The organism is Acidiphilium sp. PA, from assembly GCF_026191915.1.
Classification (GTDB): Bacteria; Pseudomonadota; Alphaproteobacteria; order Acetobacterales; family Acetobacteraceae; genus Acidiphilium.
Window position 1 is genome coordinate 129016 of sequence record NZ_JAIMBY010000008.1, and the last position, 25040, is coordinate 154055.

Annotated in this window: 21 protein-coding genes, 2 tRNA genes and 1 pseudogene; 10 read left to right on the plus strand and 14 right to left on the minus strand. The window is 66.6% G+C overall.

Going from position 1 to position 25040, the window contains the following annotated elements; genetic code table 11:
• Nucleotides 1–45 precede the first annotated feature (45 nt).
• The 4 genes from AruPA_RS11725 to AruPA_RS11740 form a co-directional block, all read right to left on the minus strand.
• Nucleotides 46–1947 (minus strand): NF038122 family metalloprotease, encoded by a 1902-nt coding sequence (locus AruPA_RS11725; RefSeq protein WP_265636888.1) that lies wholly within the window; start codon nt 1945–1947, stop codon nt 46–48.
• Between the two features lie 376 nt (nt 1948–2323).
• Nucleotides 2324–4141 carry a tetratricopeptide repeat-containing sulfotransferase family protein gene (locus AruPA_RS11730; RefSeq protein ID WP_265636889.1) on the minus strand — a complete coding sequence of 606 codons (1818 nt, stop codon included), beginning with the start codon at nt 4139–4141 and terminating at the stop codon, nt 2324–2326.
• A 3-nt stretch (nt 4142–4144) separates the two neighbouring features.
• Nucleotides 4145–5257 carry a D-alanine--D-alanine ligase gene (locus tag AruPA_RS11735; RefSeq protein ID WP_265636890.1) on the minus strand — a complete coding sequence of 371 codons (1113 nt, stop codon included), beginning with the start codon at nt 5255–5257 and terminating at the stop codon, nt 4145–4147.
• Nucleotides 5257–5847, minus strand: a complete 591-nt coding sequence (locus AruPA_RS11740; protein WP_265636891.1) for a DedA family protein — start codon at nt 5845–5847, stop codon at nt 5257–5259. Before AruPA_RS11740 ends, AruPA_RS11735 begins: the two co-directional genes overlap by 1 nt.
• Nucleotides 5848–5951: 104 nt before the next feature.
• Between AruPA_RS11740 and AruPA_RS11745 the strand changes: the two genes are divergently transcribed.
• Nucleotides 5952–7208: an anion transporter gene (locus AruPA_RS11745; protein ID WP_265636892.1), complete on the plus strand. Its 1257-nt coding sequence runs from the start codon at nt 5952–5954 to the stop codon at nt 7206–7208.
• Nucleotides 7209–7354: 146 nt separating this feature from the next.
• On the opposite strand, the gene AruPA_RS11750 is transcribed toward AruPA_RS11745, so the two are convergent.
• From AruPA_RS11750 to AruPA_RS11765, 4 genes are read right to left on the minus strand one after another with little or no spacing between them, the layout of a single operon-like run.
• Nucleotides 7355–8050: a 1-acyl-sn-glycerol-3-phosphate acyltransferase gene (locus AruPA_RS11750; protein ID WP_265636893.1), complete on the minus strand. Its 696-nt coding sequence runs from the start codon at nt 8048–8050 to the stop codon at nt 7355–7357.
• Complete coding sequence (locus tag AruPA_RS11755) at nt 8050–8706, minus strand: YdcF family protein (protein ID WP_265636894.1); 657 nt, start codon at nt 8704–8706, stop codon at nt 8050–8052. The genes AruPA_RS11750 and AruPA_RS11755 overlap by 1 nt, the downstream gene beginning before the upstream one ends.
• A gap of 11 nt (nt 8707–8717) precedes the next feature.
• A complete protein-coding gene (locus AruPA_RS11760) occupies nt 8718–9635 on the minus strand; it encodes an ABC transporter permease (protein WP_265636895.1) in 918 nt (305 codons plus the stop codon).
• The gene (locus AruPA_RS11765; protein WP_265636896.1) at nt 9628–10305 is read right to left on the minus strand and encodes a cell division ATP-binding protein FtsE; all 678 of its coding nucleotides are present in this window, start codon (nt 10303–10305) and stop codon (nt 9628–9630) included. The genes AruPA_RS11760 and AruPA_RS11765 overlap by 8 nt, the downstream gene beginning before the upstream one ends.
• 140 nt (nt 10306–10445) lie before the next feature.
• On the opposite strand from AruPA_RS11765, the gene AruPA_RS11770 reads away from it, so the two are divergent.
• On the plus strand, nt 10446–11042 hold the full coding sequence (locus AruPA_RS11770) for a glutathione S-transferase N-terminal domain-containing protein (RefSeq protein WP_265636897.1): 597 nt from the start codon (nt 10446–10448) through the stop codon (nt 11040–11042).
• Nucleotides 11043–11144: 102 nt separating this feature from the next.
• Nucleotides 11145–12947: an NAD(P)/FAD-dependent oxidoreductase gene (locus tag AruPA_RS11775; protein WP_265636898.1), complete on the plus strand. Its 1803-nt coding sequence runs from the start codon at nt 11145–11147 to the stop codon at nt 12945–12947.
• On the opposite strand, the gene AruPA_RS11780 is transcribed toward AruPA_RS11775, so the two are convergent.
• From AruPA_RS11780 to AruPA_RS11790, 3 genes are read right to left on the minus strand one after another with little or no spacing between them, the layout of a single operon-like run.
• On the minus strand, nt 12935–13753 hold the full coding sequence (locus tag AruPA_RS11780; RefSeq protein ID WP_265636899.1) for an amidohydrolase: 819 nt from the start codon (nt 13751–13753) through the stop codon (nt 12935–12937). The two genes, AruPA_RS11775 and AruPA_RS11780, sit on opposite strands and share 13 nt — an antisense overlap.
• Nucleotides 13750–14514: an SDR family oxidoreductase gene (locus tag AruPA_RS11785; protein ID WP_265636900.1), complete on the minus strand. Its 765-nt coding sequence runs from the start codon at nt 14512–14514 to the stop codon at nt 13750–13752. The genes AruPA_RS11780 and AruPA_RS11785 overlap by 4 nt, the downstream gene beginning before the upstream one ends.
• The gene (locus tag AruPA_RS11790) at nt 14514–15842 is read right to left on the minus strand and encodes an L-fuconate dehydratase (RefSeq protein ID WP_265636901.1); all 1329 of its coding nucleotides are present in this window, start codon (nt 15840–15842) and stop codon (nt 14514–14516) included. Before AruPA_RS11790 ends, AruPA_RS11785 begins: the two co-directional genes overlap by 1 nt.
• Before the next feature lie 76 nt (nt 15843–15918).
• On the opposite strand from AruPA_RS11790, the gene AruPA_RS11795 reads away from it, so the two are divergent.
• From AruPA_RS11795 to AruPA_RS11810, 4 genes are all read left to right on the plus strand, one after another.
• Nucleotides 15919–16683, plus strand: coding sequence for a FadR/GntR family transcriptional regulator (locus AruPA_RS11795; RefSeq protein ID WP_265636902.1), 765 nt, complete (start codon nt 15919–15921; stop codon nt 16681–16683).
• Between the two features lie 189 nt (nt 16684–16872).
• Nucleotides 16873–17661, plus strand: a complete 789-nt coding sequence (locus tag AruPA_RS11800) for an ATP-binding cassette domain-containing protein (protein WP_265636903.1) — start codon at nt 16873–16875, stop codon at nt 17659–17661.
• Nucleotides 17661–18668, plus strand: coding sequence for a substrate-binding domain-containing protein (locus tag AruPA_RS11805; RefSeq protein WP_265636904.1), 1008 nt, complete (start codon nt 17661–17663; stop codon nt 18666–18668). Before AruPA_RS11800 ends, AruPA_RS11805 begins: the two co-directional genes overlap by 1 nt.
• 7 nt (nt 18669–18675) lie before the next feature.
• The gene (locus AruPA_RS11810; RefSeq protein WP_265636905.1) at nt 18676–19665 is read left to right on the plus strand and encodes an ABC transporter permease; all 990 of its coding nucleotides are present in this window, start codon (nt 18676–18678) and stop codon (nt 19663–19665) included.
• A gap of 60 nt (nt 19666–19725) precedes the next feature.
• On the opposite strand, the gene AruPA_RS11815 is transcribed toward AruPA_RS11810, so the two are convergent.
• Nucleotides 19726–19817 (minus strand) — tRNA-Ser (locus tag AruPA_RS11815).
• Between the two features lie 186 nt (nt 19818–20003).
• Here AruPA_RS11815 and AruPA_RS11820 point away from each other — a divergent pair.
• A complete protein-coding gene (locus tag AruPA_RS11820) occupies nt 20004–21494 on the plus strand; it encodes an oligosaccharide flippase family protein (protein WP_265636906.1) in 1491 nt (496 codons plus the stop codon).
• Here the strand turns inward: AruPA_RS11820 and lipB are convergent.
• Entirely contained in the window at nt 21418–22167 is a 750-nt protein-coding gene (lipB, locus tag AruPA_RS11825) for a lipoyl(octanoyl) transferase LipB (RefSeq protein WP_265636907.1), read from the minus strand. The genes AruPA_RS11820 and lipB overlap by 77 nt on opposite strands.
• Nucleotides 22168–22191: 24 nt before the next feature.
• Between lipB and AruPA_RS11830 the strand changes: the two genes are divergently transcribed.
• Both AruPA_RS11830 and AruPA_RS11835 read left to right on the plus strand, forming a co-directional pair.
• Nucleotides 22192–22274: transfer RNA gene (locus tag AruPA_RS11830), tRNA-Leu, on the plus strand.
• A gap of 149 nt (nt 22275–22423) precedes the next feature.
• The gene (locus AruPA_RS11835; protein ID WP_265636908.1) at nt 22424–24694 is read left to right on the plus strand and encodes an NADP-dependent malic enzyme; all 2271 of its coding nucleotides are present in this window, start codon (nt 22424–22426) and stop codon (nt 24692–24694) included.
• A 144-nt stretch (nt 24695–24838) separates the two neighbouring features.
• On the opposite strand, the pseudogene AruPA_RS11840 reads toward AruPA_RS11835, so the two are convergent.
• A pseudogene (locus AruPA_RS11840) lies at nt 24839–25040 on the minus strand (hypothetical protein); the annotation flags it as partial.

Genomic DNA, 25040 nt, shown 5'->3' on the forward strand with positions numbered 1-25040 from the left:
CGCTGGGCCAGGATCACGCGCCGGATGGTTGTGCCGCCGGGCCGGTCAGGCCGCTTTTCGCGGGGCCACCGCATAGGCGAGGGTGGTACCGACGGTTACTTCCAGCACGCCGCCCTGCAGCAGGCTGGCGGGCACCACGGCGTGGCCGGTGGTCCAACGCCCATCCGGTTCCATCGCGTGCCAGCCGGTGGTCAGCGCGGGGTGGTCGAGCGGGATGCTGCGGCCATCGACGTGCAGAGCCGTCACCTTGACCCCCAGGCGGCGGCGATCCTGCGGATCGGCCGTGATATAGCCCGGGATCGCCGCGCGGCTTTCGATGATCGCGCCGCCATCAACCGCGACGACGCGCAACCCGGCATCGGCCGTGGTCGATACCCGTGCCCGCGCCAGGAGCCTTGCCCGGACCGCCTCGACCACGGGTCCGGCTTCGGCGAAGGGCGCGCATCCTTGGGTTTCGCGCCGCTTCTGGGCAAAATCCGGGTGCAACGCGACAGCGATGCCGCTGTTTTCGAACGCACCGCGATTACCGGTGTCGAGGTAGGATTCCGCGGGCGTGCCCTCGGCGATCAGCACCGCATGGCTCGGCAATTCGATATGGTAATACGTGATCGACTTGCGGGGCGCGATGCGGATGGTGCGGCCATTGATCAGCGCCTTGGCCGGGATCAGGTGACCATCGAGATAGAGCGCGTGATCGGGTGATACCAGCAGATCGCGGCTCGGCATGCCTTGGGCGAGGGCGCCGGCCTCGATCAACACCGGCTGCACCGCATCCGGGCGCTTGTGATGGCAGAGGTCGATCCATCGCGTGCCGATCCAGGTGATCGGCGCGGTGCCGCCATCATGCAGGACCACGACGTCCCCGGTGGTCAACGCCTCGACGGCGACTTCGCCCCCGGTGGTCAGGATGCGGGTGCCGGGCGCGAAGCAATTGACGTCGAAGCCGATCGCGTTGAGCAGTGTCAGGTCGGTGGCGGACATGGTCGCCAGACCGGGGAACAGATAGCCAGACCAGGCATCGTGCAGAAACGCGCCGTTCTGCATGTAGTTGTTCCAATCGGAGCGGGTCTGGGTCGAGGAGTAAACCAGGGGGGTCTTGCCGCCGTCGGTCGAGAAATAAGGGACCGCGCCCACGCCCTTGACCGCTTCGTGCTGTAGTGTACCGGGCGAGGTGAAAGCCGAAAGGTCCATCGGGCCGGCCAGGGGGTCGCCTTTGTAGCGCCCGGCGGCGGCGGTTGACTGGTCGAACCGCACACGGCCGAGGGCGTGCGACAACTCATGCAGCGCGAGGCCGACGAAATCGAGCGAATTCGTGTTGGCGGCCTGAAGCACGTTGTTGGTGCTGTAATTGAACAGGCTCTGATATGCGGTGTTGATCACGATCGTCCCGCCGATCGAGTAATAGCCCTGGGTCGGCAATCCCCAGGCCTGCAGCTCGGCTTTGGAGACGACGGCGGCGACGCCGCCGGCGGCCGTATTGGTCTTTGGCAGATAGGGTGCCAAGGCCGGGTCGTGCTTGGCCACCTCGCCCTGCGCGATGAAATAAGGCACGTAGTAGGCCTCGGGCGCACCGTAGGCGAGGATGCCGGTCTGGGTGACGCTGTTCAGATTCGCGATGTTCGCCTGTATCGTGACCGCGACCGGATCGGCGATCAGCGCGCCGAGATACTGGGCCGCATAATTCAGGGCGCCCTGCGCGGCCGCACTCAGCGTGACCCCTGGCGCGTCCTGCACAACGATCGTCATGTGTTGATTGGCTTTGCCGGCGTCGCTGGCGGCCAGCGCGGCGACTGAACCGGCGCCACCCCCGACGATCGCGGCGTTGCCCTTGATCGGGTCGGTGGGGTTGAACGCGTGGAAGCGGGTGACATCCGCCGATTTCAACTGGTCGGCCACGGTTGCCGAGAGTTTATGGGGCGCCTGCAGATCGGACGGGTTGCTGATCATGCCAGTGTGAACGACACCCTCAAGAAACATTCCGGGGTTCACAACCTCTGATTGGGAGAACCCCAATGAAATTCCACCGAATGGCGAAGGATTTGAGAATTGATCTGATGAAATTGAGGGGCTTAGTGAATTTTCTAAGGTTATCCCAGTTTTTAGACTTTCTTTATTGAGAAAAGACGTATGTAGCTGAATACCATCCGTCAATTCATTGTCCATGAGGACTCCCTGTTGCTTGGAAAGGTTCATAAAATCTTAGATAATGTGATAAGTGACCATATCGTAACTTGTAAACACATATATTACGCGTTCGTACTCACGCTTTCGCGAGCGCCACGACGGCAAACGCCATGACCGCCGAATCCGGCCGCCGAAGGGTTTAAATCTGGTGGTCGATCGTGTAGCCGAGTCGCTCGATGATCGGCGTCAGCGCGGCGACCACGGGTTCGAGCTGGGCCCGGTAATGCCGGTAGCGAAACCGCGACCGGTCGTAGAGTTTTTCGGTCACCTGCGCGTAGCTCGCGGTGCGGGCATAGCGCTGGTTTTTCTCGAACTGCAGGCACGCCGGGTCGAACTCTTCGCCGATGAAGCCGAGCAGGCCGCGAATTTCCCGCTCCTGGTGGTCGACCACGTCCTCGTAGCGCACGGCGTGGTAGCGGAGGGCGGGAATGTTTTCGCGGTAATGCGCGATCAGATCGGCGGTGAGCGCATAATGTTTTGCAATGGTTTCGAGCTCCGCCGCGCAGAACAGCCCGTGCGTGAGATGATTGGAATACACCGATAATACGACATCGAGCGGGTGGCGCAGCAGATGGATGATCGGCGCGGCCGGGAACATCAGGTGGATCAGCCCGAGGTGGGTTTCGTTCAGCGGCATCTTGTCGGTGAACCAGGCGGCGCCCTCGCGCAGGATGCCGGCCTGGCGCACGCGCGCGAGGTAGTGGTCGCGCAGCAGATCGAGCCCCTCGCGCTGATCGCCCATCCATAATTCGCACAGCGCATCGGGGTAGCTCAGCGGGCTTGCGAACAGACGCTGCACCAGATGGGTCGCATCGTTGATGTAGGGCAGCTCGTCGCCGGCCGCGATGCGCGGATGCACCGACAGGGTCTGCTCGATCAGCGTGGTGCCCGACCGCGGAAAGCCGACTATGAAGATCGGCTGCGGCATGTCGGTGCGCGTGCTGGCGCGGGGCAGGGTGGCCAGCCGCCGTTCGGTGAAAAAGCCGCGCAACCGGGCGGCGATATCCTGCGCCGCCTCGTCCATGTAGCGCCGTGCCCCGAGGGCGAGGGCGCGGGACTTGCCGGCGTCATACGCGGCGAAGGCCTCGTCGTAGCGCCCCAACCGGTCGAGCAGCCGGCCCTTTTCCGACAATTCCGCCGGGCCGAGCGTGCCGCCTTCTCCCAGCCGATCGAGCCGGGCGAGGGCGTCTTCGGTGGCGCCCTTGCGGGCGAGTACCGTGGCCCGGGTCAGCGCCACGGCAGCGTTGCCGGGTGCGATCGCCTCGGCCTGTTCGACCAGTTCGAGGGCCCGATCGAATTTGCGGTCCGCCTCCTCGGTGCGCGCCCAGCCGAGCACCGATTGCAGCACGCCGGGGTTCGCCGCCACCGACGTCGCGTATAAGTGCCGCGCCTCCTCGATCCGTCCCTGGGTCTTGAGATTCCAGGCGAGGTTGGCGAGCGTCACGGCGTCGTCGCGCTCGAGCAGGCGCAGCACTTCGCGGTAATGATATTCACCGATCAGCGCGCGATTGGCCTCGGTCATCACCAGGCCCATCAGATTATGCGCCTGCGGGCTGCGCGGCGCGATCCGCACGGCGTTGCGCGCGTGCACCTCGGCCTCGGCGAGCGCGCCGCGCGCGAGGAGCATCAGCGTCAGTTCGTTGGTCGGGGCGAAATTATTCGGGTTGACCGCGACCATGCGGCGCAGGATCGCCTCGGCCGCGCCGATCTTGCCGTCCTGACGCAGCAGGCGGTGCAGGCTGAACAGTGCATCCTCGCGCCCCGGGGCGAGTTCCAGGGCGGCGAGCAGGGCGGCCTCGGCGCGCGCATTGTCGCGCTCCGCGAGGGCGGCTTCCGCCTGTTCCAGCAGCGGGCGCACCGGTGCGGTGGCGGCCGGCGGGCTCAGCGTCGCCAGATCGAGCGCGCAGCAGCGCAGCCGCCGCAGTCCGGAACCGCAGGGGCAGGGTGTCGGGTCCACTGGTCAGTCGTTGCTGGGATAGAGCGCCATCAACGCCTTCTGCCGCTGCCACGCCCGCAGCAGCCGCCACGCGCCGTAGCGCTTGACCCCTTGCGCGCGCAGCACGGCGCCGATGCGGAACGCCGCGCCGTAATGGAAGAACTGCGTCCGATAGGCCTCGATGATACTGGTCTCGGGGTCCCAGATGTGCGTTGCTTCGGAGCCCGCGCCATTCACCTCGATGATGCTGAACCCCTCGCCGCGCCGCAGCGCATTGGTCGATGCGAAGCGCAGATCGAACCGGCCGAAGTGAAACTCGGGAATATCCCGCGCGATCGCATCGATCCGCGCGGTCAGTTCCGGCGTGATCAGGTGGCGCCCGTCCTTGAAGGTTGAGCCGCGGCAGTGATTGCCGACGAACACGAGCCGCACGCGCTCGCCCGCCGCCGGCACCCGCGCGGCCTCGGTGCCCAGTTTTTCGAGCAGCAGGTGTGAGACGGCGTTGAGACGGTCGTCGATGGCGATCAGATCGCGGATCCGCGACCGGCCATCCCCGGTCACGGTCGGCGCGTATTTCAGCGTGACGGAGGTGATCTGCCCCCTGGCCGCGCCCGGCTCGCGGATATAAAAAATCCCCGCCTCGCCCTCATCGGTCGCGAGCGCCTGCAGCTGCAGCCGCGTCGCGCGCGGAAAGGCGGCGAGGTAGCGGCCGAGCGCGGCGCTGGTTTCGACCAGCCGCACGCCGCAGCCGTTGCAACTCATGTCCGGCTTGGCCACCACGGGGTAGGACAGCCCGGCCTCGGCCATCGCCGCCTCGGCCATGACCAGATCGGCCGGCCCGGCATGCGCCTGGGTGGTGATGCCGACATAGGGCGAAATCCAGCGCCGCGCCTCCGGCCCCGCCAGATCGAGAATGTCGTTCTTCGACTCGCCGCAGATCCCGCCCGCCTCGATCCGCGGGTTGGTCAGGGCCGGCAGCGTCAGGCTGCGGTGGCGCAGCGCCTGGACGATCCAGAACACCACCACCGGCGCATAGAACACGAAGCCCGGCCAGAATTCGAAAAACGACACTGCCTTCGTACGGCTGCGGCCGGCGGCCGTGCCTTCGAGCCGTGATGCGGGCGAAACATCGCTCATCAACCATCCTTTCCGATCTTGTCCGATTGCCACCGGGCGACAATCCGTCCTGCCACTACGAGAAGAAGGACGAGCACGGCAAGCCCGACCCAGCGGTAAGGGCCAAGGTAGTGCAGCATCAGCGCGCCGAGTTTCAGGCTGATGAAGAACAGCAGGCTGGTCCACGCCAGCGTCGCCATGATCGCTGCGGCGGCGAAGGTCAGGAAGGGCGCCTTGAGAAATCCGCAGGTGGTATAGGTCGGCAGCCGCAAGCCGGGCACGAACCGGCTGACCAGCACGAGCGGGATCACCCGCTGGCTCACCCAGTCCCGCCCCAGGTCGCGCCGGCGTTTCGGGACCATGCGCTGCGCCCAGGGATGTTTGGCCGAAAGCCGCCCCAACCCGTACAGACCCAGATCACCCAGCACGATACCGGCGTAGAGCGAGCCGAGCGCCAGCGGCAGCGCCACCGCGCCCGAGGCCACCTGCATCGCGGCAAGCAGCGTCGCGGCATCCTCGAGAATGAACGTGCCGAGGATGATCGTCGTGATCTCGAGCGGCGGACTGCTGGCCGCCGAGCCGAGAAGGGTGCTGAAATCGGTTAACCACATGCGACTATCACATAGGCGAAACTGGCGCGTTTACCAATGTGGCGCGGATTGACCCGCAACGAGGGGCGTTGCGGCACCCCGCGGCGTCATGCCACAGCACACTGATGACCACGCTCCTGCCGCCTGCGATCGTCCATGTGCTCGCGATCGTCATCTTCCTGCTGACCTATCTGGGAGTCGCGCTGGGGCGACTGCCCGGCTTTTTGCTCGACCGTACCGGCGTCGCCTTCGTCGGCGGCGCCCTCATGATCGGCTGCGGCGGCCTCAGCTTCAAGCAGGCGATCGCCGCGGTCGATTTCAACACCATCGCCCTGCTGCTCGGCATGATGATCCTGGCGGCGAGCCTCCGCCGCGCCGGTTTTTTCACGTTGGTGACAAGCGGCGCCCTCGAACGCGCCACGCATCCGCTCGCCCTGCTGGCCGCGGTTGTCATCGTCTCTGGGGTGCTTTCGGCGGTATTGGTCAACGACACGATCTGCGTCGTGCTCACGCCGCTGGTGCTCGACATCGTGCTCGCCGCCGGCGTGGCGCCCATGCCCTACCTTATTGCCCTCGCCGCGGCGTCCAACATCGGCTCGGTCGCCACCATCACCGGCAATCCGCAGAACATCATCATCGGCAGCCTGTCCGGCATCAGCTACGCCCGCTTCGCCGCAACCCTCGCGCCGGTCGCCGCACTCGGGCTGATCCTGGTGTTCGCCACCGTCGCCCTGTTGTGGCGTGGCCGTCTGCGCCCGGCCCAGACCACCGTGCGGTCCGACCAGCCTGCGACCCACGGCGGGACGATCCACCGGGGTCTGATGATCAAAGCCATCCTGATGCTGGCGCTCTTCGTGATCGCCTGCCTCGCCGGCGTGGCGCCCGCCGAAGCCGCGCTGATCGCCGCCGCGCTCATGCTGCTCACCCCCGGTCTGAAGGGCGCGCCCCTGATCGCCGGGGTCGATTGGTCGCTGCTGCTGATGTTCGCCGGCCTGTTCATCGTGGTCGCCGGCATGCAGCGCGCGGTGATCACGCCGGCCATCGTGCACCACATCGCGGCCCTGCACCCCGGCCGGCCGGCCGTGCTGGTGCCGCTTACCGCGATCCTGTCGAACATCGTCAGCAACGTGCCTGCCGTGCTGGTCCTGAAACCCTTCATCGCGGCGCTGGCGCACCCGCACCGGGCCTGGCTGATGGTTGCCATGGCGGCAACTTTTGCGGGCAATCTCACCCTGCTCGGCTCAGTGGCCAATCTGATCGTCGCCGAACGCGCCAAGGCGAGCGGCATCAGCCTGGGCTTTGCCGATTTCCTGCGCGCGGGCGTGCCGATCACCCTGATCAGCCTGGTCCTCGGCACGCTCTGGATGGTTTTTGTCGACTAAACGATCCACAATGACCGGCAAGACCGGTTATCCACCGAATTCGAGTCGAAAACCGGTCTGATTTCAACAGGTTGCCGAAATCGATTTATCTCACGACTCAGGCGTTTTCCACACTCATCCCCAGGCTTATCCACAAGGCGGCGCGCTCAGGAGACGCCACGCTCATAAAACGCCTCGTGCAGGGCCGCCAGCATCGCCGCGCGATCGAGCCCGGCGGGCAGGGCGGGAAACAGCTTGATCCGGATCGTTCCCGGCCGCTTGCGGATCGCATCGCGCGCCCAGTACCGGCCGGAATTCGTGGCAACCGGCACCACCGGCAGCCCGGTCGCGCGCGCGATCGCCACGATCCCCGGCTGCAACGTCCCCTCAGCCCCCGGGGCCACCCGCGTGCCTTCGGGAAAAATGATCACCTGCCGCCCGGCCGCCCCGGCGGCGCGCACCTGTTCGATCAGGGCGCGCAACGCCGTCGCCCCGCCCGCCCGGTCGATCGCGATCTGCCCGGCCGGCTCCAGCAGCCCGCCCACGATCGGCATCGCCCGCAATTCCTGCTTCATCACGTAAGACGGCCGATCGAGCAGCGTGAACCATACCAGCGTATCGAACGCGGATTGGTGCTGGGCCGCCAGAATAACCCCACCCACCGGCAGGTTTTCCAGCCCGGTCACCTCGAGTTTGATGCCGCACACCATGCGCAGCACCCACAGCGCCAGCCGCGCCCAGGCCTGGCCGAACGGCAGCAGCCGTGCCGGCGCCACGCGCCGCAGTATCAGCGCATACAGCCCCGCCGTCACCGCCGAGACGATGATGAAGCCGTGAAACAGCAGCGAGCCGACCAGAAACATTACAGATGCGCCTCGATATGATGCGCCGCGAACCCGCCGAGCCGGAACCGTACCAGCACATATTTGGTGAACTCCGCCGCCAGCAGCCGCAGCGAGCGCCACCGGTCCAGATGTGCCATGGCGGGCGGCCGCACCGGTTCGGCCAGCAGCCTGACCCCGGGCATCTGGCGCCGCAACTCGAGCAGTGCGCGCGGCATGTGATAATCCGCCGTCACCACGATCAACGACCCGATGCCATGCCGCCGCACCCAGGCCGCCGCCTCGCGCGCATTGCCCCGCGTGGTCGCCGCCCGATGCCCCAGGCTGATCGCCGCCGCCTTGGCAGCGGCGTTGATGCCGTCGCGCGGCGTGAAATCGCCCAGATACGTTCCAACCCCCGCACCGGAAATCAGCAGGCGCGGCGCGGCGCCGGCCATCAGCAACTCGAGTCCGGCCTTCACCCGGTCGGCACCGCCGGTCAACACCACGATCCCGCCCGCATGCGGCATCGGCGTGCGCGGCTGCTCGCCGGCCACCAGCGCGAGGAACCAGCCGAACCCGATCAGCCAGACCACGCCGGCGATCAGCACGAGCCCCAGCAACCGGCGCAGCCACGGCCCGCGCCGGCGCTGGCGCAACGGCTTGATGCCGCGCCCCAATCCCATCGATGGCGGCATGTTCCGATGCCTCATGCGAGCCGCTTCAGCCAGCCCCGTACCGTCACCTGTGCCGCCAGCCAGCCGATCAGCGCGGTCGCCAGGGTGAACATCACCGGCACACCCCATAGCAGGGGCGGCAGCGCCGTCACGAGGTCGGGCCGTTCCGCCGGGGCGCTCGCCACGAAACTGGATGACAACAGCGCCAGCCACGCCAGCACCGGCAACGCGACGACCCCGCCGAGCAACCCGCCGGTCGCCGCCAGCCGCATCGCCCGCAGCGCGAATTGATTGGCGATGTCGGAATCGAGCGCCCCCAGCCCGTGAATGATCTCGATCGCCTCGCGCCGCTGCGACAGGCCGGCCCGCACCGCCACCGCCACCACCGAGGCCGCGACCAGCGCCACGATCACCAGCACGGCCGCGGCCGATGCCCGCAGGCTGGTGGTCAGCGCCGCCAGCCGGTCCGCCCAGCGCGCCCCGGAATCGACGATCGTGCCCGGTGCCACGCTCGCCAGTTTCGGCCCCAGCACCGCCGCATCCGGCGCCTGCGCATCGGCCTTCACCACGATCACCGCCGGCAGCGCGATCGGCAGCGTGCCGTCCGCCGCCGCCGCGCCGAGCCATGGTTTCAACAGCGCCGCCAGTTCCGCGCCGGACAGCAGATGCGCATCGCTCAGCCCCCTGGTCGCCTGCAGCAGCGTCAATACCGCGTCCTGGCGCAACGGGCCGTTGGCCGCCACCGGCTGGGTCGGCGTCGGTACCTCCACCGTCATCAGCCCTTGTGCGCCGCTCAGCCAGTGCGACGCCAGCGCGCCCGCCGCGATGCTGCCCGCCAGCGCCAGCGCCGCCAGAAAACTCATCGCCGCCACCATGAACGGCAGCAGCCGATCCGCCATCGCGGCGCGCAGGCCGATCCGGTCGGCGCGCGAGGCGTGCCGCTTAGCCATGCCGCACCAGCCGGCCATCGACCAGTTCGAGCACCGGCGCCGGGTGCCGCGCCACCAGCCCCATGTTGTGCGTCGCTACGATGATCGTCGTGCCCATCCGGTTGAGCGACCGGATCAGGTGCATCAGGCGCTCCGCCTGGTCATCATCGAGATTACCGGTCGGCTCATCCGCCAGCAGCAGTGACGGGCGGGTGATCACCGCACGGGCAATCGCCACCCGCTGCTGCTCGCCGCCCGACAATTCCTCCGGCCGATGATCGAGCCGCCCCGCCAGCCCGACCCAGCGCAGCAGCTCCGTCACATCGGCGCGCACCTGCACCTCCTTGCGCCGGGCCAGGCGCAGCGGCAGCGCCACATTGTCGTAGGCCGACAGATGCCGCAGCAGCCGGAAATCCTGATACACCACGCCGATCCGCCGGCGCAGCAGCGCCGTGCCGCGCCGGTCCAGCCGCAGGGTATCGGTATTCAGCAGATCGATCCGCCCGGATGACGGCCGCGCCGCCAGATACATCAGCTTGAGCAAGCTGGTCTTGCCCGCGCCGGACGGGCCGGTCAGCCAGCGGAACCCGCCGTCGGGGATGTCGAAATCGATGTCGTCGAGCGCCACCGCATCACCACCGGCCGCACCGGCGCGGTGATAGGTCAGCCCGACATGGGTAAAACGAATCATGCCCCGCCTCCATGCCGCGATACGGCACCGCAGGGCAAGCGCCGGCGCGAAAGCCCGCGGGGTTGCCTTGCGCCCGGGCCTGCCTGCCCTGTATGGCCTGACGCACGCGATCGAGCGATCGTCAGCGAAAGGTCCCGGCCATGAAATTGTTCTACTCAGCAACCAGCCCCTACGTCCGCAAGGTGATGGCCTGCGCCGTTGCGCGCGGCATCGAGGCGCAGCTCGAAAAAATCCCTACCAATCCCCACGAAAGCCCGGCCGCGCTGATCGCCGCCAATCCGTTGTCGAAAGTGCCGTGCCTCGTCACGCCGGATGGGTTTGCCCTGTTCGACAGCCCGGTGATCTGTGAATATCTCGACACGATCGGTGACGCCCTGCCGCTGTTTCCCGCGAGCGGTGCGGCGCGCTGGGTGGCGCTGCAGCATCAGGCGATCGGCGATGGCATTCTCGATGCCGCGGTGTCGCGGCGGATGGAGAGCGTCAAGCCGCAGGACGCCGCGCGCGACGCCTATATGCTGCGTCAGAAACAGATCGTCGAACGCAGCCTCGCCATGCTCGACCGCGATCCGCCGGGCAAACTGCTCGACATCGGCACCATCGCGCTCGGCTGTGCGCTCGGCTACCTCGATTTCCGCTTCGCCGATGAAGCCTGGCGCACCGCCGCACCCCGGCTGGCGGCGTGGTTCGATGCGATCGCGGCCGATCGCGTCTTCGCGGAAACCGCCCCGCCTGGCTGATCGCGCCCGGCGGCGCCCGGCGTATCGCCCCGCTGCGCGGCCGCCGATTTGACGTTCGTGCCTACCGGCGGTTGAATACCTGAAAACAATCAGGAGGACGCCATGGATGCCATTGTCTCGCAACCGAGCCTGACGGTCACCGGCTGGCTCGACCGGTTCGGCGCCGCGCTCGAACGCCGCGATATCGCCGGAGCCGCCGCGCTGTTCGCCGCCGAATGCTACTGGCGCGACCTCGTCAGCTTCACCTGGAACATCAAGACCGTCGAAGGTCGCGATCAGATCACCGACATGCTCTCGGCGGTCCTTGCCGATATCGCGCCGCGCCATTTCATCATCGAGGGCGAGGCGAACGAGGCGGATGGCGTGACCGAAGGGTGGTTCACCTTCGAGACCGCCACGGCGCGCGGCCGCGGCCATATCCGCCTGCAAGCCGGGCTGTGCTGGACCCTGCTGACCACCATGACCGAGCTCAAGGGGTTCGAGGAACCGCACGGCGCGACCCGCCCGATGGGGGCGGCGCATGGTGTGCAGCCCGGCCGGAAATCATGGCTCGATGAACGCCAGGAGGAAGCCGCCACCCTCGGCATCACCCAGCAGCCCTATTGCGTCATCATCGGTGGCGGCCAGGGCGGCATTGCGCTCGGCGCCAGGCTGCGCCGGCTCGGTGTGCCGAGCATCATTCTCGAAAAGAACGAGCGCGCCGGCGATAGCTGGCGCAAGCGCTACAAATCGCTCTGCCTGCACGATCCGGTCTGGTACGATCATCTGCCGTACCTGCCGTTCCCGGATCACTGGCCGGTGTTTTCGCCGAAGGACAAGATCGGCGACTGGCTGGAATCCTACGTCAAGATCATGGAGCTGAACTACTGGACCCATAGCGAGGCGCAATCGGCCCGTTACGACGAGGCGACCGGTACCTGGGTGATCGAGGTTCTGCGCAACGGCGCGCCGATCACGCTGCGGCCGCAGCATCTGGTCCTCGCCACCGGCGTGTCCGGCTTTCCGAACGTGCCCCGCTATCCGGGCCATGAGACTTTCCTGGGCGAGCAGCACCACTCGAGCCGCCACCCCGGCGGCGAGGCCTATGCCGGCAAGCGCGCCGTGGTGATCGGGTCGAACAATTCCGCGCACGATATCTGTGCCGGGCTGTGGGAACACGGCGCGGACGTGACCATGGTGCAACGATCCTCCACCCATATCGCGCGGTCCGACACGTTGATGGAGCTGGCCCTGGGCGGGCTGTATTCCGAACAGGCGCTGGCCAGCGGCATCACCACCGACAAGGCCGACCTGATCTTCGCCTCGATCCCGTACCGGATCATGGCCGGGTTCCAGAAGCCGGTATACGCCGAGATGAAGCGGCGCGACGCCGATTTCTATGCGCGGCTCGAACGGGCCGGATTCATGCTCGATTTCGGCGATGACGAGTCGGGTCTATTCATGAAATACCTCCGCCGCGGCTCGGGTTACTACATCGATGTCGGCGCGTCCGAACTGGTCGCGAACGGCAGCATCAAGCTGAAACCGGGCGTCAGCGTCACCGCCATCACCCCCCACGCGGTCGCCCTCAGCGATGGTTCGGAACTGCCGGCCGACCTGATCGTCTATGCCACCGGCTATGGGTCGATGAACGGCTGGGCCGCCAAGCTGATCAGCCAGGAGGTGGCCGACAAGGTCGGCAAATGCTGGGGTTTCGGCTCGGACACCACCAAGGACCCCGGTCCGTTCGAAGGCGAGTTGCGCAACATGTGGAAGCCGACCCAGCAGGAGGGGTTATGGTTCCACGGCGGCAATCTGCACCAGTCGCGGCATTATTCGCTCTATCTGGCGCTGCAGCTCAAGGCACGGATGGAAGGCATCGCCGGTGCGGTTTACGGCCGCCAGCCTGTGTATCACCGCGCGTAGCAGCGCAGGGCGTTGGTCGCGAACACCGGCTCCACCGCCGCGGGCATCACCGCGCGCACCAATGCCTGGGCGGCGGCGAGCCAGGGCTGATAGTCGGCGGCCAGGCGCAGCACCGGCCAGTCGCTGCCCCACATCACGCGCGCCGCGCCGAACCATGCGAGCACGCGGCGCGCGACCGGCGCGACCGCGGCGAACGAGGCCGCCGGCCCGGCCTCGGTGATCAGGCCGGAGAGTTTGCAGCTGATATCGGTCTCCCCGGCGATGCGACGCAGGCCCTCGGACCAGGCGGTGAGCGCGCCCGTGGCGATGTCCGGCTTCGCCGCATGATCGATCACCATCGCAAGCCCGGGATGGCGCCGCGCCAGGGTGAGGCAATGCGGCAGATGCGCGGGGCGGATCAGCAGATCGAGCACCAGCCCGCACGCCGCCATCGCGTCCAACCCGCGCGCCACCTCGGGCCGCAGGATCCAGCCGGTATCCGCCATGTCCTGCAGCATCGGCCGCAACCCGACCAGGGCGGGCGCGCGGGCCAGGGCCTCGATCCGGCGTGCCGCGTCGGGTGCCGCCAGATCGGTCCAGCCGACCACGCCGTGCACGAATGCGCCCGCGTGCTGTGCGATGTCGAGCAGATAAGCCGTCTCCGCTTCGGTCGGTGCCGCCTGCACCAGCACCACGCGATCGACGCCGGTGGCGGCGGCCCGCGCATCGGCGATGGTGAAATCACGAAAGATCGGCAGGTCCGGCGTCAGCCAGTCGTAATCGCCCCGCCCGACCTGCCAGACGTGCAGATGAGAATCAACGATCATAGCCCGGCCAAGGGGGGGCCGGTCAGGGCACGGTCCAGATGCACATAACCGCCATCGACATGGTGGAACTGCCCGGTGATATGGCGCGCCGCATCCGACAGCAGAAACACCACGCTCGCGGCGATTTCGTCAGGTGCAGTCATCCGCGAACCGAGCGGGATCATCCTTGTGATCGCCGCGCGCCGCGCCGGCGGATCGGGCATGCTGGCCAGCCACCGCTGATACATCGGCGTGTCGACCTCGGCCGGCACGACGGCGTTGACCCGCACCCCGTCCCCCGCGAGTTCGGCCGCCCATTCGCGGGTCAGGCCGAGTTGCCCGGCCTTGGCGGCGGCGTAGCCGGAAGTGCCGCCCTGGCCGGTGAGCGCCACTTTCGAGGCGATGTTGACGACCGCGCCCCGGCGTGCGCGCAGATGCGCGACGCACAGATGCATCATGGTATAATAAGGCACCAGATTGCGTTCGAGCGAGGCGCGGAAGGCCGCCACCCCGGCATCGAGCCCCGCGCCGTCGTTGACCCCGGCGTTGTTGACCAGACCATCGATCCGGCCGTGGGTTTCGATCACGCCGCTCACCGCCGCGGCACAGGCCGCCGGATCGCCAAGGTCGAGCGCATAGGACTCGCCCGCAACCGGCCGGGCCGCGCGATCGAGCACGACCGGCACGGCCGCTTCCGCCCGCAGCGCGGCAACGATCGCCTCACCGATGCCGGCGGCCCCGCCGGTCACCAGAATGACCCTGCCGGTGAGACCCATCTCCATCACGGCGCTCCGGTGAACGCGTAATCGCGCAGCGATTGCGGCTTGATCGCAATCGAATAACCCGGCGCCTGCGGCGGCATATAGGCCGCTTCGCGGATCACGCAGGGATCGATGAAATGTTCATGCAGGTGATCGACGTATTCCACCACGCGGTCCTCCATCGTGCCGGAAATCGCCAAATAATCGATCATCGCCAGATGCTGCACATATTCGCACAAACCCACCCCGCCGGCATGCGGCCAGACCGGCAGCCGATATTTCGCGGCCATCAGCAGCACTGCCAGCACCTCGTTCAACCCGCCCAGCCGGCACGCATCGATCTGCACCACATCGATCGCGCCGCGCATGATGAACTGCTTGAACATCACCCGGTTCTGGCACATCTCGCCGGTCGCGACCCGGATCGGCGCCACCGCGGCGCGGATCGCCCGGTGCCCCTCGACATCGTCGGGGCTGGTCGGCTCCTCGATGAACCACGGATCGGCGAAGGCCAGCCGGCCGACCCAGTCGATCGCCTCGCCGACCTCCCAGACCTGGTTGGCATCGATCATGAACCGGCAGGCCGGGCCCGCGATCTCGCGCGCGATCCGCAAGCGGCGGATATCATCCTCGACCGACTGGCCCACCTTGAACTTGATGTAGCGAAACCCCTGATCGACCGCCTCGCGCACCAGCCGGCGCAATTTATCGTCGTCGTACCCGAGCCACCCGGCGGAGGTGGTGTAGCACGGATAGCCTTTCGCCAGCAGCGTCTGCCGCCGCGCATCCTTGCCCGCCGCCGCCTCGCGCAGCAGCGCCAGCGCCTCATCCGGCGTGATGCAATCGGTGATGTAGCGAAAATCGATCGCGCGCACCAACGCCTCCGGGCTCATCTCGCCCACCAGTTGCCAGACCGGCTTGCCCTCGGCTTTCGCCCAGAGATCCCACACCGCATTGACCACGGCGGCGGTCCCGAGATGGATCGCCCCCTTGTCCGGCCCGATCCAGCGAAGTTGCGAATCCCCCGTCACATGGCGCCAGAACCGCCCGGGATTTTCGGCGATCCACGCAAGCTCCAGCCCCACCACCAGCGGGGCGATCGCGCGGATCGCGGCAACCGCGATCTCGGTTCCCCGCCCGATGGTGAAGGTCAGGCCATGCCCGTCCAGCCCGTCCTGATCGGTATGCAGAATGACATAGGCGGCGGAATAATCCGGGTCCGGGTTCATCGCGTCCGACCCATCCTTCGATCGTGAGGTTGGAAACCGCAGATCGAACGTCTCAAACCCGGTAATCCGCACCTTCGCCATCTCCCTGTGTTCGTGGCCGATCGCGGCCCACTGGATCAATGGCCGGACCAATGATATGGCGTTATCAAATGCATCAAGGTCGCGCAAGCGGACCGTACAGGAGTGATCACCCGTCATGGCCTTGGCGCCCATCCGCAACCGCCGCCTCTACCGGCAGATCGCGGACCAGATCAGCGATCTGATCGCCGCCGGCACCTATCCGCCGGGCAGCTACCTGCCCGCCGAGCGGGATCTGTCGGCCAGCCTCGGCGTCAGCCGTTCATCGGTGCGCGAGGCTCTAATCGCGCTCGAGGTGATCGGCGTGGTCGAAGTCCGTGTGGGCGATGGCGTGCAGGTGCGCGCCCTGCCGCCCGAACCGGCGCCCTCACCCAGCAGCGCCTCGCTGATGCAGCAGGCGATGCGCCTGACCAAACCGGGCCCCGATCCCGAATTGCCGGTGGCGCTCGACCTCGATATCGAAATTCCACCCTTCGCCTTGTTGCAGGCGCGGCGCGTGATCGAACCGGAATCCGCTGCGCTCGCCGCCCGGCGCGCGACCGAGGCCGATATCGCCGCGATCGAGGCCGCCTTCGCCGCCGATGCCGCCGAGACCCGCGCCCGTTCGACCACGCATCCCGGCGACCGGATGTTTCACATCCGCATCGCCCAGGCGAGCGGCAATGCGGCGTTCGAGCAATTCACCATCATTCTGCTCGGCCATGCCTATGGCGGCATGTTCCGTCGCCTGCAGTCGCTCTACACCACGACGGATATGGCGTCGCGGTCGCAAACCCAGCACGCCGCCATTCTCGATGCCATCCGCGCCGGCGCCGAGGCGCGGGCCCATGACGCCATGGCCGCTCATCTCGATATGGTGATCGATGTTTTCATGCGGGACTGAGCGTATCGCACTCTTGCCCGCGCGACGGCGCTTGTCAGGCGCGCCGCTTATTGGTATTCGGCATTATTGGTCCGACCTTTAGGCCAATCAACGGGGCCGATGCGGCATTCGCCGCCATCGCGTCGAGGGAGAAACGATCATGCGGACATCATCCGCACCGCAGTGCCGCCGTTCGGCGCGAGACGGTCAATGAGCGCATCGGGCAGCGCGGCGCTCGAAGTCTCCGGTATCGAGAAGCGCTTCGGCGCGGTCGAGGTTCTGCGCGGCGTTTCGATGCAGGTCGCGCCCGGCGAGGTGCTCGGCGTGGTCGGCGATAACGGTGCCGGCAAATCCACCTTGATGAAAGTGATCTCGGGTGTTCACCGGGCCGATGCCGGCCGCATCCGCCTTGCCGGCCAGGATGTGGCGTTTCGCACCCCGCGCGATGCCCGCGACGCCGGAATCGAGACGATCTACCAGGATCTCGCGCTCGCCGACCATCTCGATGTCGGGGCCAACATCTTTCTCGGCCGCGAGCCGATCCGCCGGTTCGCCGGGCTGATCCCGATGCTCGATGAACGCAAGATCCACGGCGAGGTCGCTGCCCTGCTCGGCCGGATCGAAAGCCACATCCCCGATCCCTCGGCCCGGGTGCTCGATCTTTCGGGCGGCCAGCGCCAGGCCGTCGCGATCGCGCGCGCGCTGTACTGGAAAGCCAAAATCGTCATCATGGACGAACCGACCGCGGCGCTTGCGGTGATGGAGACCGAGAACGTCCTGAAAATGGCCCGCCAGCTCGCCGGCGAGGGGATCGGCGTGCTGTTCATCGGCCATAATCTGGTCGAGATCCTGAAAATCTGCGACCGCGTGATGGTGATGTATCGTGGGCGCAAAGTCTTCGACGCGCGATGCGCCGATACCTCGCAGACCGAACTGATCCGCTACATGACCGGCTACGCCGATGCCGAAGTCAATAAAACCGAAGGGGAGTACCAATGATGTCCAGACTTACACTGTTGCTCGCAGGGGCCGCACTGCTCGCCATCCCGCTGCAGGCGAAGGCGAAAGACGCCACCGTCGCCGCACTCGCCACCCCGGCCAAACCGGCCAAGGCCTATCATTTCGAGCTCATCACCAAGTCGAACGCCTCGCCCTATTGGCTCGCGGTGCGTGCCGGCGCCGATGCGGCGGCCAAAAAATACGGTGCCACGGTCAGTTTCGAGGCACCCGCCAGCGGGCTCGATCTCGCCGGGCAGATCGGCATGGTCAATAACGCCGTCACCGCCGGCACCGATGGCCTGATCCTGGCCGCGCAGAACCCGCAGGCCTTGCTCAAGCCGGTGCAATCGGCGCTCGCCGCCCATATCCCGGTGGTCACGGTCGATTCCGGCCTGTCGCCCAACATTGCCGATACGTTCCTCGCGACCTCGAACATCGGTGCGGCCGCCGCGCTCGCGAAATACACCGCCGATCACCTGATGCACGGCAAAGGCCAATACGCGATCGTCGATTTCAACCACACCGCCTCGACCGGTATCGCCCGCCCGAAGGGCTTCATGCAGGGCATGAAGGCTTTTACCGGCATCAAACGGATGGGGCCGATCCAGTATTCGCAGAACGACGTCAGCACCGGCCTGCGCATCGCAACCACCATGCTGACGCAATATCCCAAGCTCGACGTGATTTTCGGTGCGAACGACCGCGCGGCCCTTGGCCCGGCCGAGGCGGTGCAACGGGCGCATTCCAAGGTCAAGGTGGTCGGGTTCGATGCCGATCTGGGCGAAATCGCCTATATCAAATCTGGCATCATCCAGGCCTCGATCCTGCAATCGCCCTATGACATGGGCTATTACGCGGTCATCGCCCTGCTCGACAAAATCGCCGGCAAGACCCTGCCGAAGCGGATCAGCACGCCCTATTTCCTGCTGACGCCGTCAAACCTCGGCTCCGCCAAGGCGACCGCGGCTATCCGCCAGTACGCGCCCGACTACAAACCGGCGGGCTGATCGCACAATGGACCAGCGCGTCGCGCCCAAGCCCGAAATCGAGACCATGCCGCGCGGGCGCGCCGCCCTGCGTTTCGTGCGGCAACTGGCCTTTGCGCTGATCAGCATCGTCGTGCTGATTGTCATTTTCGGCATCCTGAACCCGCGCTTTCTCAGCGCGATCAATTGGTTCCACATCACCCAGCAGGTCGCGGTCATCGCCATTCTGGCGATCGGGCAGACCTTCATCATCGCAACCGCCGGCATCGACATCTCGCAGGGTTCGGTGGTCGCCCTGTCCTCGATGATCTGCGCGATCATTCTGGTCGATTCCCATCTGGGCATGGTCGCGGCGGTGGCGCTCACGCTGCTGCTCGGTGCGGTGGTCGGCGCCATGGTCGGCGGCTCGATCGTGGTGCTGGGCGTACCACCGTTCATCGCGACCTTGGGCATGCTCGCCATCGCGATGGGTGCCGCCCTGCTCACCACCAACGGCACCCCGGTGTTCGGCCTGCCGAATGGTTTCCAGGCGATTTCGCAAGGCACCATTCTGGGGTTCCCGAACATGGGCTGGATCGCGATCGTGATCGCCCTGATCGCGGCCTTCGTACTGAACAAGACCCGCTTCGGCCGCTACACGCTCGCGATCGGCAGCAATGCCGAGGCTGCCAGACGCGTGGGGATCAACGTGCCGCGCCACCTGCTGATGATCTACATGCTCGGCGGCATCATCTCCGCGCTCGCCGGCATCGTGTATTTGTCCTACACGGCGGCGGCCCAGCCGACCTCGGGCGGTAATTACGAACTCTATGCGATCGCGGCCGTGGTGATCGGCGGCGGCTCCCTGTTCGGCGGCGTCGGCACCATTCTCGGCAGCGTCCTCGGCGCCCTGTTGATGACCATTCTGAAAAACGGCACCCAGCTCGCAGGCATTTCCTCCTACGTGGAACAGGTCATCCTCGGCATCGTCGTCGTCGGCGCCGTCTATGTCGATAATTTGCGGCGCCGGCTGCGCTAGCCAGCCCGGCCCGGGCTCGGCATGGCCGGCCAACCCGCGATCAACGCATCGGAAAAAGAGTGGCGGAGGGGATGGGATTCGAACCCACGAGACGGTTTAACCCGTCTAACGGTTTAGCAAACCGCCGCCTTCGGCCACTCGGCCACCCCTCCGCCGGGGTACACGGCGTATGCACGCGTGGTTCTAGTCACCGCGCGCTGGTTCGTAAAGGGCGGGTCGGCGGTTCGCCGGGAAGGTGTCGCATATTCTGACAAATCGGTTATCTTGCCATCCATGCCGATCAACCCGAGCCGCCGCGTTGCTGCGATCATCGACCCGCCGGGGCAGGGCGGGGTTGCATGAGCCTGGGACGCGGCGCTGCGCATGGGGCTGCCTGGAACCTGATGACGGCGGTCGGCGAGCGCGGGCTTGGCTTCATCGTCCTCGCCATCCTGATCCGGCACGTTACGCTGCGCGACGTCGGTGTGGTGGCAATTGCGTCCGCGCTGTCGGAAATCGGCCGGATGGTGACCACGGGAGGGTCCGGCGAGCAGGTGATCGCCTCACCGGGGGATCGGTCGGTCGAGGCGGGGGCGTTCTGGGCGCAGATGCTGCTGGCACTGGCGATGGCGGCAGCCCTGTTCGCCGCCGCACCCGTGCTGGCGAGCGCGTATGGCGCCCGGCCGATCGCCTGGGTGACGCGGGCTCTTTCGGTCAATATCGTGATCGGGGCGTTTCTGATCGTGCCCTCCGCACGGCTGGCGCAGCGGTTCGGGTTTCGGGCGCTCAGCCTGATGTCGCTGGGCTCGACCGGCCTGGGCGGGATTGTGGCGCTGGCCCTGGTCTTCACCGGCCATGGGCTGCCCGCGCTGATCGCGCAGCGGATTGTCGGGATCACGTTTTACGCCTTCGCCGCCTCGATCACGGCGCGCTGGCGGCCGCCGGCGTTTCCGTCGTGGCGGGTGGTCGGCGATGCGATGCGGTTCAATATTCCGATGATGGGAGCCGCATTCGTCGATTACATCGCGGCGACCGGCTATGTCGTGCTCATTGGCATCCGGATGCCGGTGGCCGCGGTCGGGCAATTCCGCATCGCGCAGCGCCTGGCCGAGGTGTTGCAGGAATTATCCATCTTCCCGGCGAGCAAGGTGTTTCTGCCGGTATTCGTTGCGGTGCGCGACGAGCCCGAGCGGCGGTTCGCCGTGGCGCGGTCGCTGATGGATGTGATCGCGATTTTCTCGCTCGCCGCCGCAGCGATCGCGGGGGCGGTGGCCAAGCCGCTGGTGGTGCTGATGTTCGGGGCGCGCTGGGCGGCCGCGGCGCCGGTGTTTGCCGCGATGAGCCTGATCGTGCCGGCGGCGGCGATCTATGCGTTCGTCAATCCCATGCTCACCGCGCTGCGCCGGCCGGTGCTCGTTTCGGTGTTCGCCGGGCTCAATGCGGTGACGATCGCGCTGGCCGCCTGGTTTGCCGCACCGTTCGGCTTGATTGCGCTCGCCTGGACGCTGGCGTTGCGCGGGGTGCTGACCGCGCTGCTGCTGCTGCCGGCGCTCTCGATCGGGATCGGCCGGTCGGCCTGGCCGCTGCTGCGCCTGTTCGTGGCACCGTTCATCGCGCTGATCGCCGCACGGGTTGCGGCCGCCGCCGCGATCGCGGCGTTCGCCGGCGGTGCCGCGCTGGGGACGCGGATGATGGTCGCGCAATTTGTGATCGGTGGTTTCTTCGCCGGAGCGGTGTTTCTGGGGGTGCTGCTGATCCTGGCACCGCGGCGGGTCATTGCGTTGGCGCGGCGCCTGCGGGGGATGTTTCGCCGCACGGTGGTGGTGGCGGAGGTGGCGGAAGCGGGCTAGGCGCGTGGCCGAAAATGCGGGCGAAGCCTGATCGCAGCGCGGCATCGACCGCTGGCATGGGTGCGTCGATGCCGAGCGCTGCCAGCGAGGTCACGCCATGCGCGCTGATGCCGCAGGGGATGATGCCGTCATAGGCGGCAAGGTCGGGGGCGACGTTGAGGGCGATGCCGTGATAGCTCACCCAGCGCGAGACTCTCACGCCGATTGCAGCGATTTTGGCTTCCCGGCCGGTTGACGGATCGGCGACCCAGATGCCGACGCGGCCTTCGCGGGTTTCGCCCTTTACGCCGAACCGGGCCAGGGTTTCGATCAGCCAGGCTTCGAGCCCGGCGACGAACTGGCGGATGTCGCGCGCAGGCACGATGCCGTGTGGGCGGCTGAGGTCGAGCATGACATAGGCGATGCGCTGGCCCGGCCCGTGATAGGTCCATTGGCCACCGCGGCCGGTGCGGAAAATCGGCGTGGCACCGGGGGCGATGAGGTCGGTTTCCCGCGCCGAGGTGCCGGCGGTGTAGAGCGGCGGGTGTTCGACCAGCCAGATCCGTTCGGCGGCGGTCCCTGCGCGGATCGCGGCGGCGCGGGCCTGCATGGCGGCGAGTCCGGCCTGGTAATCGAGCAGGCCGGGTTCGGTTTGCCATTCGATCGGGGTGGTTGTTGATACCGGCTGATCCATCGGCTATAGCGCTCCCGCGACGGTGCGGCCGTGGCGAAATGGTAGACGCGCAAGCTTGAGGTGCTTGTGGGGGAAACCCTGTGGAAGTTCGAATCTTCTCGGCCGCATGACGCTTCCCGGTTCGGGTTTTTTGTCGTTTTTTTGTAAAAACGATGACCTTGCGCTTTCCCGATCGATGCCAAGCAGCCATGCGGCGGGACGGTTGCCCGGATGTGAGGCATCGCGCATTGTCGGGGCAGCAGGGAGATCAGACAACATGGACGACACGCTCCGTAAGGCCGCACTCGAGTATCACCGCTACCCGCGGCCGGGCAAACTCACCATCACACCGACCAAGCGGATGGAGACCTCGCGTGATCTCTCGCTCGCCTATTCTCCCGGTGTGGCGGCGGCGTGTCTTGCGATCAAGGACGATCCCGATACCGCCTATGACTACACGATCAAGGGCAACCTGGTCGCGGTCATCACCAATGGCACCGCCGTGCTCGGGCTGGGGAATATCGGCGCGCTGGCCTCCAAGCCGGTGATGGAGGGCAAGGCGGTGCTCTTCAAGAAATTCGCCGGGATCGACACGTTCGACATCGAGGTGAACGAGCCCGACCCGGATAAATTCATCGAAGTGGTCGCCGCGCTCGAGCCGAGTTTCGGCGGCATCAATCTCGAGGATATCAAGGCGCCGGAGTGTTTCCGGATCGAGCAGACCTTGCGGGCGCGGATGAATATTCCGGTGTTCCACGACGATCAGCACGGCACCGCCATCATCGTCGGGGCGGCGGTGCTGAATGCGCTGAAGGTGCAGGGCAAGTCGATTGAATCGGTGAAGATCGTCTCGTCCGGCGCCGGTGCGGCCGCCCTTTCGTGCGTCAATATCCTGATCGCGCTGGGGGCGCTGCGCGAGAATATCACGATGACCGATATTGAAGGCGTGATTTACAAAGGCCGGCCGAAACTCGATGCGACGCTGGAACCGGTGGCGCGCGAGACCAACGCGCGCACCCTGTCCGAAGTGCTGGATGGGGCGGATATTTTTCTGGGGCTTTCGGCACCCGGGGTGTTGAAGGCGGAATGGCTCGATAAATTCGCCCCGAACCCGCTGATCCTGGCGCTGGCGAATCCCGAGCCCGAAATCCTGCCCGATCTGGTGGCCGCGCATCGGCCGGATGCGATCATCTGCACCGGGCGGAGCGATTTTCCCAACCAGGTCAATAACGTGCTGTGCTTTCCGTTCATTTTCCGCGGCGCGCTCGACGTCGGTGCGACGGCGATCACCGAGGGGATGAAACTTGCCGCGGTCAAGGCGATTGCCGAACTCACGCGGATCGAGGCATCCGACACGGTGGCGGCGGCCTATGGCGGCCATGCGCCGGTGTTCGGGCGCGATTACATCATTCCCAAACCGTTCGATACGCGGCTGATCCTGCATATCGCCCCGGCGGTCGCCCGCGCGGCGATGGCGGAAGGCGTGGCGCGCCGGCCGATTGCGGATTTCGATGTCTATATCAGGGAACTCGAGCGGTTCGTGTTCCGCTCCGGCCTGCTGCTGCGCCCGGTGATCGAGGTGGCGCGTTCGGCGAAATCGCGCATCGTCTATGCCGAAGGCGAGGACGAACGGGTGCTGCGCGCGGCGCAAAGCGTGGTCGATGATCATCTGGGTGTGCCGCTGCTGGTGGGTGATACCGACGCCATCGTGCGGCGGATCGGCGCGCTCGGGCTGCGGATGAAACCCGAACAGGATTTCCGGGTGATCGACCTTGCGCGCGATACCGCCCTGTCCGCCAGGCTGCTGGCCGATTATCAGCGCCTGGTCGGCCGCCGGGGTGTGCCGCCGGATGCCGCGGCGCGCCAGCTCGCACGGCGGCCTACCGTCGCGGCGGCGATGATGCTGGCCTCCGACGAGGCGGATGCCGCGATCTGCGGGGGACTCGGCGATTGGTCGCGCCAGTTCCGCTACGCGCTGCCGATCATTCCGCGCCAGAAAGGCATCAACCGGATCTCCGCCGTCACGGCGCTGATCCTGCAGAGCGGCAATCTGTTCTTCTGCGACACCCATGTGAACGAAGATCCCAGCGCCGAAGAGATCGCGGAAATGACCCATCTGGCGAGCGCCATGGTGACGCGTTTTGGTATCGCACCGAAAGTGGCGCTGCTGTCGCATTCGAATTTCGGCGCCGCGCAATCGGCCTCCGCCCGCAAGATGCGCAAGGCCCTGGCACTGATTCGCGCGCAGGACCCCGACCTTGAAGTGGACGGCGAAATGCACGCCGATGACGCGCTGTTCGAGCCCATCCGCAATCGCTCGGTCTGCGATTCGCGCCTGACCGGCTCGGCCAACCTGCTGGTGATGCCGAATATCGACGCCGCCAATATCAGCTTCAACCTGCTGAAAGCCGCGGGCGAGGCCGTGACCGTCGGGCCGCTGCTGCTCGGGCTTGCAAAGCCGCTACATATCGCGGTGCCGAGCGTTACAGCGCGCGGGTTGGTGAATATGAGCGCGGTGGCGGCGATGGAGGCTGTGCTGGCGGGGTAGGGAAGGGAAGGGGAAGGCTTCTTTTTTGTAAAAAAAGAAGCAAAAAACTTTTTGACTCTGGGGCTTGGGATTTGGCTGGATCGTGCCTTACTCGTTTGTTTTGTTGCGATATCGTAATGATATGGGCGTGCGAAGGTGCTGGGGTCAGGCGGGTTGAATTTTGAAATCCTGGTTTGGGGGTGGGGTGTCGGGTGGGGTGGGGTCTGGCGTGCCGAAGAGGATGTGGCGGCGGGAGTCGGGCGGTGGGGTGGGGGTGACGGGGGGTTGTGCGGGCAGGTCGATGCCCATGGCGTGGTAGAGCGGGGCGAGGATGCGGATGAGGCGGGGGTTGGCTTCGAGCAGGCCG

What these genes read in the sequence shown, in the direction of transcription:
- AruPA_RS11725 (WP_265636888.1), bottom strand. Translation starts at nt 1,947, where the DNA reads ATGATCAGCAACCCGTCCGATCTGCAGGCGCCCCATAAACTCTCGGCA.
- AruPA_RS11820 (WP_265636906.1), top strand. Translation starts at nt 20,004, where the DNA reads ATGAGCCTGGGACGCGGCGCTGCGCATGGGGCTGCCTGGAACCTGATG.
- AruPA_RS11835 (WP_265636908.1), top strand. Translation starts at nt 22,424, where the DNA reads ATGGACGACACGCTCCGTAAGGCCGCACTCGAGTATCACCGCTACCCG.
- lipB (WP_265636907.1), bottom strand. Translation starts at nt 22,167, where the DNA reads ATGGATCAGCCGGTATCAACAACCACCCCGATCGAATGGCAAACCGAA.
- AruPA_RS11755 (WP_265636894.1), bottom strand. Translation starts at nt 8,706, where the DNA reads ATGCCGCCATCGATGGGATTGGGGCGCGGCATCAAGCCGTTGCGCCAG.
- AruPA_RS11770 (WP_265636897.1), top strand. Translation starts at nt 10,446, where the DNA reads ATGAAATTGTTCTACTCAGCAACCAGCCCCTACGTCCGCAAGGTGATG.
- AruPA_RS11785 (WP_265636900.1), bottom strand. Translation starts at nt 14,514, where the DNA reads ATGGAGATGGGTCTCACCGGCAGGGTCATTCTGGTGACCGGCGGGGCC.
- AruPA_RS11760 (WP_265636895.1), bottom strand. Translation starts at nt 9,635, where the DNA reads ATGGCTAAGCGGCACGCCTCGCGCGCCGACCGGATCGGCCTGCGCGCC.
- AruPA_RS11775 (WP_265636898.1), top strand. Translation starts at nt 11,145, where the DNA reads ATGGATGCCATTGTCTCGCAACCGAGCCTGACGGTCACCGGCTGGCTC.
- AruPA_RS11780 (WP_265636899.1), bottom strand. Translation starts at nt 13,753, where the DNA reads ATGATCGTTGATTCTCATCTGCACGTCTGGCAGGTCGGGCGGGGCGAT.
- AruPA_RS11800 (WP_265636903.1), top strand. Translation starts at nt 16,873, where the DNA reads ATGAGCGCATCGGGCAGCGCGGCGCTCGAAGTCTCCGGTATCGAGAAG.
- AruPA_RS11740 (WP_265636891.1), bottom strand. Translation starts at nt 5,847, where the DNA reads ATGTGGTTAACCGATTTCAGCACCCTTCTCGGCTCGGCGGCCAGCAGT.
- AruPA_RS11745 (WP_265636892.1), top strand. Translation starts at nt 5,952, where the DNA reads ATGACCACGCTCCTGCCGCCTGCGATCGTCCATGTGCTCGCGATCGTC.
- AruPA_RS11765 (WP_265636896.1), bottom strand. Translation starts at nt 10,305, where the DNA reads ATGATTCGTTTTACCCATGTCGGGCTGACCTATCACCGCGCCGGTGCG.
- AruPA_RS11805 (WP_265636904.1), top strand. Translation starts at nt 17,661, where the DNA reads ATGTCCAGACTTACACTGTTGCTCGCAGGGGCCGCACTGCTCGCCATC.
- AruPA_RS11810 (WP_265636905.1), top strand. Translation starts at nt 18,676, where the DNA reads ATGGACCAGCGCGTCGCGCCCAAGCCCGAAATCGAGACCATGCCGCGC.
- AruPA_RS11750 (WP_265636893.1), bottom strand. Translation starts at nt 8,050, where the DNA reads ATGTTTCTGGTCGGCTCGCTGCTGTTTCACGGCTTCATCATCGTCTCG.
- AruPA_RS11735 (WP_265636890.1), bottom strand. Translation starts at nt 5,257, where the DNA reads ATGAGCGATGTTTCGCCCGCATCACGGCTCGAAGGCACGGCCGCCGGC.
- AruPA_RS11795 (WP_265636902.1), top strand. Translation starts at nt 15,919, where the DNA reads ATGGCCTTGGCGCCCATCCGCAACCGCCGCCTCTACCGGCAGATCGCG.